12 protein-coding genes are annotated in these 15449 nt (G+C 64.3%); 9 read left to right on the top strand and 3 right to left on the bottom strand.

Annotated elements, in window-relative coordinates:
- Window positions 1-209: 209 nt before the first annotated feature.
- From BMW89_RS35380 to BMW89_RS35370, 3 genes are all read left to right on the top strand, one after another.
- Window positions 210-1127: a pirin family protein gene (locus BMW89_RS35380; protein WP_092034964.1), complete on the top strand. Its 918-nt coding sequence runs from the start codon at window positions 210-212 to the stop codon at window positions 1125-1127.
- 77 nt (window positions 1128-1204) lie between these two features.
- Complete coding sequence (locus BMW89_RS35375) at window positions 1205-2119, top strand: phosphoribosylaminoimidazolesuccinocarboxamide synthase (RefSeq protein ID WP_092034963.1); 915 nt, start codon at window positions 1205-1207, stop codon at window positions 2117-2119.
- Between the two features lie 328 nt (window positions 2120-2447).
- Window positions 2448-4664, top strand: coding sequence for an SLC26A/SulP transporter family protein (locus BMW89_RS35370; RefSeq protein ID WP_092034962.1), 2217 nt, complete (start codon window positions 2448-2450; stop codon window positions 4662-4664).
- 122 nt (window positions 4665-4786) lie between these two features.
- Here BMW89_RS35370 and BMW89_RS35365 read toward each other — a convergent pair whose 3' ends face one another.
- Together BMW89_RS35365 and BMW89_RS35360 are read right to left on the bottom strand one after the other, a co-directional pair.
- A complete protein-coding gene (locus BMW89_RS35365) occupies window positions 4787-6280 on the bottom strand; it encodes an NAD-dependent succinate-semialdehyde dehydrogenase (protein WP_092034961.1) in 1494 nt (497 codons plus the stop codon).
- A 108-nt stretch (window positions 6281-6388) separates the two neighbouring features.
- Complete coding sequence (locus BMW89_RS35360; protein WP_092034960.1) at window positions 6389-6709, bottom strand: hypothetical protein; 321 nt, start codon at window positions 6707-6709, stop codon at window positions 6389-6391.
- A 340-nt stretch (window positions 6710-7049) separates the two neighbouring features.
- Here BMW89_RS35360 and BMW89_RS35355 point away from each other — a divergent pair, with 340 nt between their 5' ends.
- A complete protein-coding gene (locus tag BMW89_RS35355) occupies window positions 7050-8243 on the top strand; it encodes a serine hydrolase domain-containing protein (protein ID WP_177196549.1) in 1194 nt (397 codons plus the stop codon).
- 109 nt (window positions 8244-8352) lie between these two features.
- Window positions 8353-10059, top strand: a complete 1707-nt coding sequence (locus BMW89_RS35350; RefSeq protein WP_092034958.1) for an AMP-binding protein — start codon at window positions 8353-8355, stop codon at window positions 10057-10059.
- 105 nt (window positions 10060-10164) lie between these two features.
- Here BMW89_RS35350 and BMW89_RS35345 read toward each other — a convergent pair whose 3' ends face one another.
- Window positions 10165-11166, bottom strand: coding sequence for an adenosine kinase (locus BMW89_RS35345; RefSeq protein WP_092034957.1), 1002 nt, complete (start codon window positions 11164-11166; stop codon window positions 10165-10167).
- Window positions 11167-11290: 124 nt separating this feature from the next.
- Here BMW89_RS35345 and murJ point away from each other — a divergent pair, with 124 nt between their 5' ends.
- The 4 genes from murJ to BMW89_RS35325 all read left to right on the top strand — a co-directional run bounded on the left by murJ (window position 11291) and on the right by BMW89_RS35325 (window position 15277).
- Window positions 11291-12823 carry a murein biosynthesis integral membrane protein MurJ gene (gene murJ / locus BMW89_RS35340; RefSeq protein WP_092034956.1) on the top strand — a complete coding sequence of 511 codons (1533 nt, stop codon included), beginning with the start codon at window positions 11291-11293 and terminating at the stop codon, window positions 12821-12823.
- 104 nt (window positions 12824-12927) lie between these two features.
- Window positions 12928-13980: a tryptophan--tRNA ligase gene (gene trpS / locus BMW89_RS35335; RefSeq protein ID WP_092034955.1), complete on the top strand. Its 1053-nt coding sequence runs from the start codon at window positions 12928-12930 to the stop codon at window positions 13978-13980.
- Window positions 13981-14087: 107 nt separating this feature from the next.
- Complete coding sequence (locus BMW89_RS35330; RefSeq protein WP_177196548.1) at window positions 14088-14582, top strand: universal stress protein; 495 nt, start codon at window positions 14088-14090, stop codon at window positions 14580-14582.
- A 128-nt stretch (window positions 14583-14710) separates the two neighbouring features.
- Window positions 14711-15277 (top strand): NifU family protein, encoded by a 567-nt coding sequence (locus BMW89_RS35325; protein ID WP_092034953.1) that lies wholly within the window; start codon window positions 14711-14713, stop codon window positions 15275-15277.
- Window positions 15278-15449 lie beyond the last annotated feature (172 nt).

Genomic DNA, 15449 nt, shown 5'->3' with positions numbered 1-15449 from the left:
CCGCTGTCGTCGCCCGGCCTTGTGCGCACTTGCGCACTGGACCGGGCGATCCAGTACTCCGAGATGGCAGTGATTGAATCGATGGGCTGCGGCGTACTAGATGCCCCGCTTTCGCGGGGCATGACAGCGGAGTATGTGGTCGGCCTTTCTCGCGACGACGACGCCAAATCCTGTTACGATCAGGCTCGTCAATTACGAAGGAGTCCACCATGAGCTGGCAACCCTCAAACGATCCCGTGCTCGGCGATCCCATGTCCTGCGATGCGCTCGATCTCGTCATCGTGCCGCGCACCCGCGATCTCGGCGACGGATTTCAGGTTCGGCGGGCGCTGCCGCATGGCAAGCGGCAGATGGTCGGGCCCTTCATCTTCTTCGATCATTTCGGGCCGGTGCAGTTCGTCTCCGGCAAGGGCATGGACGTGCGGCCGCATCCGCATATCGGGCTTGCCACCGTCACCTATCTGTTCGACGGCGCGATCATGCATCGCGACAGCGAGGGCAACGTTCAGGAGATTGCGCCCGGCGCGATGAATCTGATGACGGCCGGGCGCGGTATCGCGCATTCCGAGCGTACGCCGGATGTGCAGCGCGCCTCGGGCCAGCAGATGCTCGGCCTGCAAAGCTGGATCGCGCTGCCGGCCGGCTCCGAAGAGATCGCACCGTCGTTCCAGCACTACGGCTCGGGCGATTTGCCGATGATTTCCGAGCGCGACTTCACCGCGAAGGTGATTGCGGGCTCGGCGTTCGGCATCACCTCGCCTGTCTCGATGGTGTCGCCCTGGTTCTACGCCGAGGTCACGGCTGTCGCGGGCGCCAGCGTGCCGCTCGATCCTGACCATGAGGAGCGCGCGATCTATGTCGTCGACGGCGAGGTCGAGATCGCGAACGAGCGCTATGAGGGACCGCGGCTGCTGATCTTCCGCCCCGGCGACCGCATCACCGTGAAGGCGCTCAGAGCCACGCGGATGATGTTTCTCGGCGGCGATGCGCTGGAGGGACCGCGCCACGTCTGGTGGAATTTCGTCTCCTCCAGCAAGGAGCGGATCGAGCAGGCCAAGCAGGACTGGAAAACCGGCCGCTTCGCCGCGGTTCCGCAGGAACATGAGTTCATTCCGCTGCCGGAATAGGCTAATCCCGTGTCCGGCCGTGCCATCAGGCACGGCCGGATGTCCTGCCTGAAAGACAAGTCTGCGAAAGCTTTGCGATGACCACCATGCTCTCCAGCGACCTCCCCCTGCCCAAGATCGGCCGCGGCAAGGTGCGCGATATCTACGCCGTCGACGACGACCGCCTGCTGCTCCTCACCACCGACCGCATCAGCGCCTTCGACGTCGTGATGGGCGAGACCATCCCGATGAAGGGCGCGGTGCTGACGCAGATCAGCGCGTTCTGGTTCAACGAGCTCGAAGGCGTGGTGCCGCATCACATGATCAGCGCCGACACCGACCAGATCATCGCCGCCGTGCCGGCGCTGAAGCCGCACCGCGCCGAGATCCTCGGCCGCGCCATGCTGTGCCGCCGCACCACTGTATTCCCGATCGAATGCGTGATCCGCGGCTATCTCTCCGGCTCGGCGTGGAAAGAATATGCGGCCAGCGGCACACTCGCCGGCGAGAAGCTGAAGGCCGGCCTGGTCGAGAGCGAGAAGCTTGAGCCTTCGATCTTCAGCCCGGCGACCAAGGCCGAGACCGGCCATGACGAGAACATCACCATCGCGAAGATGCGCGAGGTCGTCGGCGACGAGACAGCCTACACGCTTGAGAGCATGACGCGCGCGATCTACACGCTCGGCGAGGAACTCGCGCGCGAGCAGGGCATCATCATCGCAGATACAAAATTCGAATTCGGCCGCGACAGAGACGGCCGCATCATCCTGATCGACGAAGTCATGACGCCGGATAGTTCGCGCTTCTGGGCGGTCGACGCCTACAAGCCCGGCCAGCCGCAGGCGAGTTTCGACAAGCAGCCGCTGCGCGACTATCTCGACGTCGAGCGCCGCGCCGGCCGCTGGAACGGCGACGCCCCGCCGCCGCCGCTGCCCGCGAGCGTCGTGGAGGCGACCAGCAAGCGGTACCTGGAAGCGTATCGGCGCGTGACGGGGAAAGAGCTGAAGATTTAAGCGCGGCTGCTGCCGCAAACTCCGTCATTGCGAGGAGCTCTCGCGACGAAGCAATCCAGAGTTCCTCCGCGGATGCATTTCTGGATTGCTTCGCTACGCTCGCAATGACGGGGAGAGGCCGGTGGTTCTCGTCGTCCCGGCCCCATGCGCCGCGCTGGCTTCGGTTTTTCCCTCCACCATATGGTTGACCGTTCACACGGCGTGAACGGGAATCCTCGTCAAAACAGCCGCAAAACTGTCGGATATTTCATACTGTCAAGAATCCTGTTGCGCTAAGCCCGCAGTCGTCTACGTCTCGGACGAGACTTTTCATGGCGAGCGCAACCGCGTGACCGATCCAGCAATTACTTTCAGTCCAGCTCCGCGATTCAATCCGGCCCTCAAGCGTGCGCTGAATGACATATTGGGCGGAAGCGCCGCCAGCGTGCTAACCGTCACCTTCGGACTGTCCTATTCGCTGCTGATCTTCGCCGGGCCGCTGTCGCCCTATCTATCCTACGGGATCACGGCGACCTTCGTCAGTTCAGCTGTGCTCGCGATCGTCATCGGGCTTGGCAGCTCACTCCCGTTCGTGGTTGGCGCCCCCGACAGCTCGACCGCCGCAGTGACGGGAATTCTCGCGGCCTCGGTGGTCGAGCGGATCGAAGCGGCAAACCCCTTGGCACCGCTGCTCTCGCCGGTTCTGATCACGCTCGGCCTGTCGACGGTGTTGACGGGGTTGGTGCTGTGCGGACTTGGCCTGACGCGGCTGGGGCGCGCCATACGCTATGTGCCCTATCCCGTGGTCGGCGGCTTCCTCGGCGCGACCGGACTTCTCATTGCTCTCGGTGCTATCCGGGTGATCACCAACCACCCCTTGCAGTTCGCGACGCTGCCGCTCTTTGCCAATGGCACCACTTTGCTGGAGCTGGCTGCCGCCTGCGCGATGGCGATGGTGCTGTATCTGACCTGGCATCGCTCGCGCAGCCCGTTCGGACTGCCGATTATCCTGGTCGGCGGCGTGCTGACGGCGCATGTCGCGTTCTGGATCACCGGCGTCTCGTTCGACCACGCACGCGCGCTGGGCTGGACGTTCCAGCCGCCGCCGCAAGCGGTCTTCATGCTGCCCTGGCACACCGACGATCTCGCCCGCTATCCCTGGTCCGCCGTGCCGGACCTGCTCGGCAACGTGGTCGCCGTGATCTTCGTCACGGCCTCCAGCACGCTGTTCAATACCACCGGCATCGAGGTCGCCGTGCACCGCGAAGCCAATCTGGAGCGCGAGCTGAACGTCACCGGCGCCGCCAATATCCTGACCGGCCTGCTCGGCGGCTATCCCGGCTGTAGTTCGATCAGCCGCTCGATGCTCAACTACAGCAGCGGCGGGCGTGGACGCCTGTCCGGCCTTACCGTCGCGGCGCTGTCGCTGCTGATGCTCGCGATCGCGCCCGAGCTGCTCGGCTTCATCCCGAAATTCGTGCTCGGCGGCCTTCTGCTCTATCTCGGCGCCGACCAGCTGCACAAATGGATCATCGAATCGCGCAAGCGGCTTTCGAAGCTCGAATATCTCTCGCTGATCGCCATCATCGCGATCATCGTCGCCTGGGGATTCGTGCCGGGCATCCTGATCGGCGTGATCATCGGCTGCGCGACGTTTGCGTTCAGCGCGGCACGGGTGGAATCGATCAAGTACAGTTTCGACGGCTCGGAATACCGCTCTTCGCTCGATCGCTCCCGCGACGACCAGGAGGTGCTGCTGGCCCATGGCGGCAAGATCCAGGGCCTCAACCTCCAGAGCTATCTGTTCTTCGGCTCCGCCAACCGGCTCTACCAACACGTCAAGCTGCTGCTCCACGAGCGGCCGGAGTGCCGCTATCTGCTGTTCGACTTCAAGCTCGTCACCGGCGTCGATTCCTCGGCCGCGTATAGTTTCGCCCAGATCAAGCGCAGCGCGCATGACCTCGGCGTCGAACTGATCCTGGTGCATCTGTCCGCGGCGGCCGAAAAGGTGCTGCGCTCCAGCGACTTCGTCGGCGAAGGCGTCACCATCATCCCCGAGCTCGATCGCGCGCTGGAATGGTGCGAGAACGAGCTCATCTCGCAGCATCAGGAGCTGGTGCAGGAGGAAGCCAGCTTGCGTGACTGGTTCACGCGCATCCTCGGCAGCGAGAACGACGCCGACGCGCTGATCCACCGCTGCCAACGTCTCGAGGTCGAGGCCGGCGACATCATCGTGCAGGCCGGCGATCCCGCCGATTCCATGCATTTCATCCTCGAAGGCCGCGTCGGCATCATGATCCCCGCCGAGGGCGACAGCACCACGCGCGTGCGCAGCCTGGGGCGCTACACCACGATCGGCGAGATGGGGCTGGTGTCGAATTCACCGCGCAGCGCGACGATCCAGGCCGAAATCGACAGCGTGCTTTACGTGCTCAACACGCACCAGTTCGACGCCATCAAGGACGAAGACCCCGCGCTCAGCCATAAGCTGCTGACCTATTTCGTGTCGGTCATGGCCGAGCGGCTGACGTTTGCGAACAGGACGATTGCGGTGCTGCGGCGGTAGGGCCTGCAGCCCGCTTCGTCATTGCGAGGAGCTCTTGCGACGAAGCAATCCAGACTGTCTCCGCGGAAAGACTCTGGATTGCTTCGCTTCGCTCGCAATGACGTGGAGAGATAACGGCGGGCCTACACCCCCGCCATCATCACGTATTTGATCTCGACATATTCTTCCATGCCGTGACGCGAGCCTTCGCGGCCAAGGCCGCTTTCCTTGACGCCGCCGAAGGGCGCGACTTCCGTCGTGATCAGGCCGGTGTTGACGCCGACCATGCCGGATTCCAGCGCTTCGGCGACGCGCCAGACGCGGCCGAGATCGCGGGAGTAGAAGTACGACGCCAGGCCAAAGGGCGAGGCATTGCACATCGCGATCACCTCGGCTTCGTCCTTGAAGCGGATCACGGGCGCAAGTGGGCCGAAGGTTTCTTCCTGCGCCACCAGCGAGTCCGGCCTGACGTCGGAGAGAACCGTAGGCTCGAAGAACGAGCGGCCGAGCTCGCTGCGCTTGCCGCCGGTCACGACCTTGGCGCCGCGCTTCACGGCATCCGCGATGTGGCGCTCGACCTTGTCGACCGCTTTCAGATTGATCAGCGGGCCCTGCGTGACACCGCTCTCGGTGCCGTCGCCGACCTTCATCGCCGCGACCTTCGCCGACAGCTTCTTCACGAACTCGTCGTAGATCTTGTCCTGGGCGTAGAGGCGGTTGGCGCAGACGCAGGTCTGGCCCATGTTGCGATACTTCGAGACGATTGCGCCTTCGACCGCCGCGTCGATATCGGCATCGTCGAACACCACGAACGGCGCGTTGCCGCCGAGCTCGAGGCCGAGCCGCTTCACGCCGACGGAGGCCTGCTGGTAGAGGATCTTGCCGACGGCGGTCGAGCCGGTGAAGCCGACGAAGCGCACCGCCGGATGCTCGCACAGCACCTTGCCGATCGGCGGCGCATCGCCGGTGACGATGTTGAGCACGCCCTTGGGAATGCCGGCCTTCTCGGCGAGCACCGCTAGCGCCAGCGCCGACAGCGGCGTCTCGTTGGCGGGCTTCAGCACCACGGTGCAGCCGGCAGCGAGCGCCGGCGAGACCTTTCGCGTGATCATGGAGTTCGGGAAATTCCACGGCGTGATGGCGCCGCAGACACCGATCGGCTGCTTGATCGCGAGCAGCCGCGCATCGGGCCGCTGCGTCGGGATGGTCTCGCCATAGACGCGGCGGGCCTCTTCGGCGAAGAACTCGATATAGGCGGCGCCGATGTCGACCTCGCCGAGCGCCTCAGAGAGCGGCTTGCCCTGCTCGGAGGTCAGGATCAGCGCGAGGTCCTCGCGGTTGGCGATGATCAGCTCGAACCATTTGCGCAAAATGTTGGAGCGCTGCTTGGCGGTGTGCTTGGCCCAGGCCGGGAACGCGCGCTCGGCAGCTTCCACCGCCTTGGTCGTCTCGTCCGCACCGAGCTGCGGGACCTTTGCGATCTCGACGCCGGTTGCGGGATTGTTGACGGCGAAGACCGGCGTGCCGACCCAGGCGCCGTCGATGTAGCAGGCCTCCTTCAGCAGCGAGGGGTCCTTCAACCGGTCGCGCAAGGTGGCGGAGGCGTGCGGGGCGCGGGCAGCGGCGGTCGGGGTCATGGCGTTACTCCCTGAGGGCGATCGAATTGGCCCGGAATATAGGGACAGACGGTGCATAATGCACCGTCCCGCAACGCACAGCTGATGGCAGTTAAGTCGTGAGCGGCCTTACGCCGCGCCGCTCAGATAAGTCTCGCGCCGGCCGATCATGCGCTCGGCGGCGGCCTTGGCGTCGGCCTTCGAAGACGTCGCGCAGGTCCGGTATTCGAGCGAAGGCGCGTCGGAGGTGTCGCGGCGACCGAACCAGGACTTTGAGCCGACCGGCAGCAGCGCCAACGCCTGCGCCAGATTGTCGACCGCACCGAAGGAATAGAGCGCGCCGGAGCCGGCGATGCGGACCTCGTAGATTCCGGGCGAGATCGGCGCTTCCAGATTGTCGTCTCGTCCGGGACGGGGATAGCGCTTCCATTCGTTCCAGGTCGAAATCATCTGATGTCCCCTCGCGGCCGATGGGAGGCCGCCAAATTTGCTTCAAGTCTTAAGCGTCGGCCGCCCATTGGGCCAAAAGCCAAACGCCGCAACGCACCAAATGTTTCAAGTGCTCCAAACGCTCGAAACATATCGCCTGAGCCCATCCTAGGTCACGGCGAACTGCGGCCATCCACCGCAGATTGTGACGGAGTGTTGCAGTTCAGTCGTCCTGCGTGGGGCACGAGCCGTCAAGTCACGACATCGCGACCGAAGCATGCATATCGCCACGCTTGCCGCGCGGTGGTTGCAGGAGGACAATCGACTACTTCCAATAAAAATCAAACCGGAGGAAACGCGTATGCAAAGCAAAGCAGAGATCGACGAAGTTCTGCGCAAGACAAGCGAAGCCAAGGAGATTCCCGGAATCGTCGCAATCGCCGCCAGCGGTAACGACGTCCTCTACCAAGGCGCGTTCGGCAAGCGCGATCTGTCAAAACCCGACGCGATGACCGCGGACAGCGTGTTCTGGATCGCCTCGATGACGAAGGCGGTGACATCAGCGGGCGCGATGCAACTGGTCGAGCAAGGCAAACTGGCGCTCGATGCGCCGATCGGTTCGCTGCTGCCCGATCTCGCCGAGCCGCAGGTGCTCGACGGTTTCGATGCCAAGGGCGAACCAAAACTGCGGCCGGCGAAGGGGCCGATCACGCTGCGCCAGCTCATGACCCACACTGCCGGCTTCGCCTACAACATGTGGAACGGCGATCTCGCGGTCTATCTGGAGAAGACCGGCACTCCCGCCATCACCACCTGCCAGAACGCGGCGCTGAAGACGCCTGTTATGACCGATCCCGGTACGCGCTGGGAATACGGCACCAACATCGATTTCGTCGGCAAGGCGGTGGAAGCCGTCAGCGGCAAGCGGCTCGACGCTTATCTGCGCGACAATCTCTTTGCGCCGCTCGGAATGTCCGACACCGGCTTCAAGATCACTGACGACATGCGCAAGCGCCTGGTCGGCATGCATGCGCGCGGCGAGGATGGCCAGTTGGCCGCGATCCCGTTCGAGCTCGAACAGAACCCGGAATTCCACATGGGTGGCGGCGGCCTCTATGCGACCGCGGCCGACTACATCAAGTTCACCCGGATGATTTTGAACAAGGGCCGCGGCAACGGCAACCAGCTGCTGAAAGCCGAGACGATCGCCACCATGAGCCAGAACCAGATGGGCGACCTCAACATGACCAAGCTGGCGACCGCGGCGCCGATGTACACCAACGACGTCGATCTCTATCCGGAGCAGGTGAAGAAGTGGGGCCTCAGCTTCATGATCAACACCGCCAAGACCGCGGAAGGCCGCAGCGCAGGCAGCCTCGCCTGGGCCGGCCTCGCCAACACCTATTACTGGATCGATCCTGCGCGCGACGTCACCGGCGTGATCCTGATGCAGCTGCTGCCGTTCGCCGACGGGAAGTGCCTGGAGGCTTTTGCCGGATTCGAGCGCGGGGTCTATGCCGGGCTTGATGCGGAGAGTGGGAAAAAGGCGGCATAGCCACTTAGTATGAGGCGCGCGGCGTCGCGCGTCTTCCCGGCAGAGGATAACCTCGTGCCCGAGGGCCATCGGCTTCAAGGCACGAGGCGACAACTTTGAGGAGACGAACTTGACGGACGGTCTTGCAGACGAAGCCGACAGCTATGTTTGCGGCATCTCGGACACGCCGCTGCTCGGCGACACCATCGGTCGCAGCCTCGATCACGCCGTACGCCGCTGGGGCAGTCGCGAGGCGCTGGTCTCGCCCAGCCACGCCGTGCGATGGACCTGGACGGAATTCGCCGAGCGCGTCGACGCGCTCGCCGCAGGCTTTCTCGCACTTGGCCTTGAACGCGGCGAGCGCATCGGCATCTGGTCGCTTAACCGTCCGGAATGGACGCTGACCCAGTTCGCCGCCGCCAAGGCCGGCTTGATCCTGGTAACGATCAATCCCGCCTATCGGCTCAGCGAGCTGGAATTCGCGCTGAAGAAAGTCGGCTGCGCCGCGATCGTCACCGCGACTTCGTTCAAGACCAGCAATTACATGGAGATGCTCAACACGCTGCTGCCCGAGCTGGCGAGCGCCAGGCCCGGACAGTTGCAGGCGGCGCGGCTGCCGGCCTTGCGAACGGTGATCCAGATCGGCGGTCCTTCAGCGCCCGGCACGATCCCTTTCGAGGAAGTCGCGCGCATGGGCGGCGCAAAGCATCGCGAGCAGCTCGCTGTGCTCGGCGCAGCCCTGCAATTCGACGATCCCGTCAACATCCAGTTCACCAGCGGCACCACGGGATCGCCGAAGGGTGTGACGTTGACCCACCACAACATCCTCAACAATGGCTATTTCACCGGCCGCGCCATGCGCCTGACCGAACAGGATCGCATCTGCATCCCGGTGCCGCTCTACCACTGCTTCGGCATGGTGATGGGCAACCTCGCCTCCGTCACGCTCGGCACCACCATGGTCTATCCCGGCGAGGGCTTCGATCCGCTGGCGACGCTGCGCGCGATCGAACAGGAGAAATGCACGGCGTTGTACGGCGTGCCGACCATGTTCATCGCGGAGCTCGACCATCCCGAATTCAAGACGTTCAACCTGAAATCATTGCGCACCGGCATCATGGCGGGAGCGCCCTGCCCAATCGAAGTGATGAAGCGCGTCAACACCGAGATGAACATGCGCGAGGTCACCATCGCCTATGGCATGACCGAGACCAGCCCGGTCAGCTTCCAGAGCGCGACGGACGACCCGCTCGAGCGGCGCGTCTCCACCGTCGGGCGGATCCATCCGCATGTCGAAGTTAAGGTCGTCGATCTCGAAGGCAGGATCGTAAAGCGCGGCGAACGCGGCGAGCTCTGCACCCGCGGTTACAGCGTCATGCTGGGCTATTGGGAGGAGAAGGAAAAGACGAGAGACGTGCTCGACGCCAACGGCTGGATGCACACAGGCGACCTCGCCACCATCGACGATGAGGGCTATTGCAATATTGTCGGCCGCATCAAGGATCTGGTGATCCGCGGCGGCGAGAACCTCTATCCGCGCGAGATCGAGGAGTTCTTGTACCGCCATCCCAAGATTCAGGACGTTCAGATCTTTGGCGTTGCGGACGCCCGCTATGGTGAGGAGCTCTGCGCCTGGATCCGCATCAGGTCAGGCGAGAAGCTCACCGCCGAGGAGGTGCGCGCCTTCTGTGACGGCCAGATCGCCCACAACAAGATTCCGCGCTACGTGGAGTTCGTCGACGAATTTCCGATGACGGTGACCGGCAAGATCCAGAAATTCGTGATGCGCGATGCGGTAGAGACGCGGCTCGGACTGAGTGCCGCAAAGACGGCGTGACTACTCCTTCGTCATTGCGAGCGTAGCGAAGCAATCCAGTCTGCCTCCGTGGAAGGACTCTGGATTGCTTCGCTTCGCTCGCAATGACGGGGGGCGAGACGAGCGTTAAACCGTCAACCCGCGCTGCTGCGCCAGTTCCTTCAGCGACACCTGCGGCCTGGCGCCGATGTGCTGGATGACTTCCGCGGCCGCCAGCGCGCCGAGCTCGCCGCATTGCTTGTGCGCCAGATTACGCGCCAGACCGAACAGGAAGCCGGCGGCGAAGAGGTCGCCGGCGCCGGTGGTATCGACCAGCTTAGCAATTGGAAACGCAGGTGCTGCGACGACGTCTTCAGCCGAGATCACCATGCAGCCCTTCTCGCTGCGGGTAACCACGCCGAGATTGACGTCGTTGCGGAGCTGCTTCAGCGCGGTGTCGAAGTCCGAGGTCATATAGAGCGAATGCAGCTCGGACTCGTTGGCGAACACGATGTCGACGGTGCCGTCGCGCATCAGCCCCAAAAATTCGTCGCGATAGCGGTCGACGCAGAAGGAATCCGACAGCGTCAGCGCCACCTTGCGCTTGGCGTCATGGGCGATCTTGGCCGCCTTGAGGAACGCGTCCTTGGCGTTCTTGGGATCCCAGAGATAGCCCTCGAGATAGACGATGCCGGCGGACGCGATCTCGGCCGGATCGATATCGGCCGGCGACAAATCCTGGGCAGCACCGAGATAGGTGTTCATGGTGCGCTCGCCGTCGCCGGTGACCAGGATGTAGGAGCAGCCGGTGGCGGGGCCGTCCGTCGCGGCGGGCGTGTTGAAGGCGACGCCGGCCGAGCGGATGTCGTGGACATAGAGCTTGCCGATCTGGTCGTCCTTGACCTTGCCGACATAGGCCGCGCGGGCGCCGAGGCTGCCGATGCCGACGATGGTGTTGGCGGCAGATCCCCCCGAGACTTCCGTGGCCGGGCCCATGTTGCTGTAGATGGCGGCGGCCCGCGCCTCGTCGATCAGGGACATGCTGCCCTTGGTCATGCCGTGCTTGGCCAAAAAGGCCTCGTCGGTCTTGACCAGCACGTCGAACAGCGCGTTGCCGATGCCGAGAACGTCATATTTCACGTCAGCCATTCACCTTGATCCTGTTTGCCGGATTGCGATTGCCGGAGAAATCCGCTTCCTGTCGGCCTGAAATCTGGCTCGCGGCCTATCACGACCGGCCCTTCGCGGGCAAGCAACGGTATTATTACAGGCAATGATCCGCTCCTTCCTGACCGTCTCGACGGGAACACTGGCCTCGCGGCTGCTGGGTTTTGCCCGCGATTCCCTGATCGCAGCGCTGCTTGGCACCGGCGCCGTGGCGGATGCCTTTTTGGCCGCCTTCCAGCTCGTCAATGTGGTGCGGCGGCTGCTCAGCGAGGGGGCACTGAATGCGGCGCTGATCCCGGCCTGGCTACGCGTTCGTGACCGCAATGGCGAGGGGGCTGCTGCGGCATTCGCCGGACGCGTGCTCGGCACGGTGAGCGCGACCCTGATCGCAATCTCGATCGTGATTGCTTTGGTGATGCCGCTGATCATCACGGTCATCGCGCCTGGCTTTCTCGGCAGCGCGACGCTCGATCTCGCCGTCCAGAACGCGCGGCTGATGCTGCCCTATCTCGCCTTCGCCGGTCCCGTCACGGTGCTGATGGGGCTGCTGAACGCGCGGGGGCGATTTGCGCTCACCGCATTCTCGCCGCTGCTGTTCAACATCGCATTGATCGCAGCGATCGCGGCGCTCCTCGTCTGGCATGCCGATGTCACCTTCGCTGCGTGGGTGCTGGCGGCGACCGTCGGCGTTGCAGGACTGCTGCAATTGCTGATGCTGCTGTCGCAGCGAAGTGCAGCTCTCGCGACACCGTTGCGTGTGAGCTTCGACAAGGAGATGCGCGGCTTCTTCGCCAAGGCGATCCCCGGCATGATCGCAAGCTCGGGCCCGCAATGGCTGATGGTCGCAGGCGCGATCATTGCCTCCGCAACGCCGTCCGCCGTGTCCTGGCTCTATTTCGCCAACCGCCTGATCGAATTGCCGCTCGGCATCGTCGGCGTCGCCATGGGCACCGTGCTGGTGCCCGAACTGACGCGCGCCGTCGCAAGCGGTGACCGCGACGCCGTGGCGCATGCGGAATCACGCGCGCTGGAACTTGCGACCGGACTGGCGCTGCCGGCCACACTCGGCCTGACCGTGCTGGCCGAACCGATCGTGCGGCTGCTGTTCGAGCATGGCGCCTTCGGAGCAGAAGACAGTGCGGCCACCGCGCATGCGCTGATGTGGCTGGCGCTGGGTCTGCCGGCTCACGTGCTGATCAAGGCATTGTCGCCGGCCTACTATGCCCGCAGCGACACGATGACGCCACTGCTCGCCACGGCCAAAGGTTTTGTGGTCGCGATCGCCCTCGCCGTCGTGCTCGGACATTTCTACGGCGCGAGCGGGATCGCCGCCAGCATCGCGGCGGGCGCCTGGAGCAGTGCGCTCGCGCTGCTCCGGAAAGGCACCAGCGAGTTCGGCTTCTCGATCGATGCCGCCGCCCGCAAGCGGCTGCCGCGGATCGCGCTCGCCGCCGCCGCCATGGGCGCCCTGCTCTGGTTGACCACGGGTCTTGTCCCTGTCGAGGCGCACGGCCTCATCCGCTTCATTGTGCTGGGCCTGCAGATCGCGGCCGGGATCGCCGTCTATGGCCTGCTGCTGCAAATCCTCGGCGCCGCCTCCTGGCGCGAGGCCGTTAACGCCTTGAAGCGGCCCGCCTAATCCGGCCTCGCCGCGCGGGACCTTCGAAATACCCTTGCGAATTACCCTTGACGGGGCAGCGCCGCTGTTGGAAACGACGCCCCGTATCTTGCAGGAAAGCTGCCATGCCATTCGTTGAACGGGTTTTTTCGGGCGTCCAGCCGACGGGCAATCTGCACCTCGGCAATTACCTCGGCGCGATCGTCAACTTCGTGAAGATGCAGGAAACCCACAACTGCATCTATTGCGTCGTCGACATGCACGCGATCACGCAGGGCGTGGACGTCTGGGGCGGCCCCGCCGAGCTCGCGCGCAACACCCGCGAGGTGACCGCGGCGTTCATCGCCAGCGGCATCGATCCGAAGAAGCACATCGTGTTCAACCAGAGCCAGGTCTCCGGCCACGCCGAGCTTGCCTGGATCTTCAACTGCGTCGCACGCATGGGCTGGCTCGGCCGCATGACCCAGTTCAAGGAAAAGGCCGGCAAGGACCGCGAGAACGCCTCGGTCGGTCTGTTCGACTATCCCGTGCTGATGGCCGCCGACATCTTGCTTTACCGCGCCACGCACGTTCCCGTGGGCGAGGACCAGAAGCAGCATCTCGAGCTCTCGCGCGACATCGCGCAGAAGTTCAACAACGACTTTGGCGACTCGATCCGCAGCCTCGGCGCCAATGACGGCCTGTTCTTCCCGCTGCCGGAACCCCTGATCACGGGACCGGCGACGCGCGTGATGAGCTTGCGCGACGGCACCAAGAAGATGTCGAAGTCGGATGCGTCGGACAATTCGCGCATCAATCTGACCGACGACGCCGACACCATCGCGCAGAAGGTGCGCAAGGCGAAGACCGATCCGGAACCGCTGCCGTCCGAGGAAAAGGGCCTGGAAGCGCGTCCCGAGGCCGACAATCTCGTCGGCATCTACGCCGCCCTCTCCGGCCGCTCCAAGGCCGAGGTGCTGACCGAATTCGGCGGCGGCCAGTTCTCCAGCTTCAAGAACGCGCTGGTGGATCTGTGCGTCACAAAACTCTCACCGATCGCCGGCGAGATGAAGCGCCTGGTCGCCGACCCCGGCCATATCGACGCGATCCTGAACGATGGCGCCGACCGCGCCCGCGCCATCGCCGAAGAGACCATGAACCTCTCGAAGGACATCGTCGGCTTCATCCGCCGGCGCTGATTGTTGCGTTAGCGAAAGCGGCCTGCGCCACGGCGCCGGCCGCTTCTCCCCTCCCAAAAATTGCGGGAGTGTGGCAGCATGTCGTCCGTGCACATTCCGGGACCTGCATGACCAGCAAGCGACTTTGCTTCGAGCCGGGTCACAAGCCCAAATGCCTCGTCATCGTCGACGACACCGCCGAATGGGATCGCGCGGTCTATTATGCCAGCCGCTGGGCGATCCGCGCCGAAGGCGGCGTGGTGATGCTGCGCATTATCGAGCCCGAACAGCAGAGCCAGGAATGGCTGGGGGTCGCCGACATCATGCGCGCCGAGGCGCAGGAGGCGGCGGAAGCAGCCCTCGACCGCGCCGCCGGCCGCGCCAACGGCATCGCCGCGATCACGCCGGAACGGGTCATCCGTGAAGGCGCCGCGATGGAGCAACTGCTGGCGGTGATCGACGAGGACCCCGATATCGCCGTGCTGGTGCTGGCCGCCAATCCCGGTGCGGAGGGTCCGGGGCCCTGGGTCGCGCTGCTGGCGCACGCGCTGGGCGCGTTCCCGGTGCCGGTGACCATCATCTCCGGCGCGCTGAGTGACCAAAGCGTGGATTCGCTGTCGTAGGGCCCGCCCTAACCCGCTGATATAACAGCGAAACAGCCACCCCGCCCCTTGATCGTGCGTTCGCCGTCGCCATCTGCTACTGGATAGGGCACGCGCCGGCCTTGAACCGGCGACGTCTGGAGAAAACCATGTTCATTCAAACCGAAGCCACCCCCAATCCCGCCACGCTGAAGTTCATTCCCGGCCGCGTCGTCGTCGACAGCCCGGTGGAATTTGCGAGCCGCGAATCGGCCACGCGCTCGCCGCTCGCCGAGAAGCTGTTCGACGTGCCCGGCGTCACCGGCGTGTTCTATGGATCGGACTTCATCACCGTGACCAAAGCGAACGGTGAATGGCAGCAGCTCAAGCCCGCGATCCTCGGCGCCATCATGGAGCACTACATGTCCGGCGCGCCGCTGCTCGCGGACGGCGCGGCCACCAGCGATGCCGATCTCGACGACGAGGACGAGTTCTTCGACGAGGCCGATGCCGAGACCGTCGACGTGATCAAGGATCTGATCGAGACCCGCGTGCGGCCGGCGGTCGCCAATGACGGCGGCGACATCACCTTCCGCGGCTTCAAGGACGGGATCGTCTATCTCAACATGAAGGGCGCCTGCTCCGGCTGCCCGTCATCAACCGCGACGCTCCAGCACGGCATCCAGAACTTGCTCAAACACTTTGTGCCTGACGTGGTCGAAGTCCGGCCGATGTAAAGGTGCCGTAGATTCCATGGGGCGGTGAGCGAGCCCTATCCGTTAGGTTTGGGTTTCCACACTCGAACCACCGGAGAGTCTGATGCAAGCATCGACCGAGAGCACGCCCACCGCCGGACATAGTGGCACAATTTTCGTTGCAATCGAACTGAGCCAGCGGAGCTGGCTGGCA

Source organism: Bradyrhizobium sp. OK095, assembly GCF_900109945.1.
Classification (GTDB): Bacteria; Pseudomonadota; Alphaproteobacteria; order Rhizobiales; family Xanthobacteraceae; genus Bradyrhizobium.
The sequence above is the reverse complement of the archived record's forward strand: the minus strand, read 5'-3'. Positions and strand labels throughout refer to the sequence as shown.

Excerpts from the sequence above, each read along its gene's own strand:
- BMW89_RS35380 (WP_092034964.1), top strand. The coding sequence starts at position 210 with ATGAGCTGGCAACCCTCAAACGATCCCGTGCTCGGCGATCCCATGTCC.
- BMW89_RS35375 (WP_092034963.1), top strand. The coding sequence starts at position 1,205 with ATGACCACCATGCTCTCCAGCGACCTCCCCCTGCCCAAGATCGGCCGC.
- BMW89_RS35365 (WP_092034961.1), bottom strand. The coding sequence starts at position 6,280 with ATGACCCCGACCGCCGCTGCCCGCGCCCCGCACGCCTCCGCCACCTTG.
- BMW89_RS35360 (WP_092034960.1), bottom strand. The coding sequence starts at position 6,709 with ATGATTTCGACCTGGAACGAATGGAAGCGCTATCCCCGTCCCGGACGA.
- BMW89_RS35355 (WP_177196549.1), top strand. The coding sequence starts at position 7,050 with ATGCAAAGCAAAGCAGAGATCGACGAAGTTCTGCGCAAGACAAGCGAA.
- BMW89_RS35345 (WP_092034957.1), bottom strand. The coding sequence starts at position 11,166 with ATGGCTGACGTGAAATATGACGTTCTCGGCATCGGCAACGCGCTGTTC.
- murJ (WP_092034956.1), top strand. The coding sequence starts at position 11,291 with ATGATCCGCTCCTTCCTGACCGTCTCGACGGGAACACTGGCCTCGCGG.
- trpS (WP_092034955.1), top strand. The coding sequence starts at position 12,928 with ATGCCATTCGTTGAACGGGTTTTTTCGGGCGTCCAGCCGACGGGCAAT.
- BMW89_RS35330 (WP_177196548.1), top strand. The coding sequence starts at position 14,088 with ATGACCAGCAAGCGACTTTGCTTCGAGCCGGGTCACAAGCCCAAATGC.
- BMW89_RS35325 (WP_092034953.1), top strand. The coding sequence starts at position 14,711 with ATGTTCATTCAAACCGAAGCCACCCCCAATCCCGCCACGCTGAAGTTC.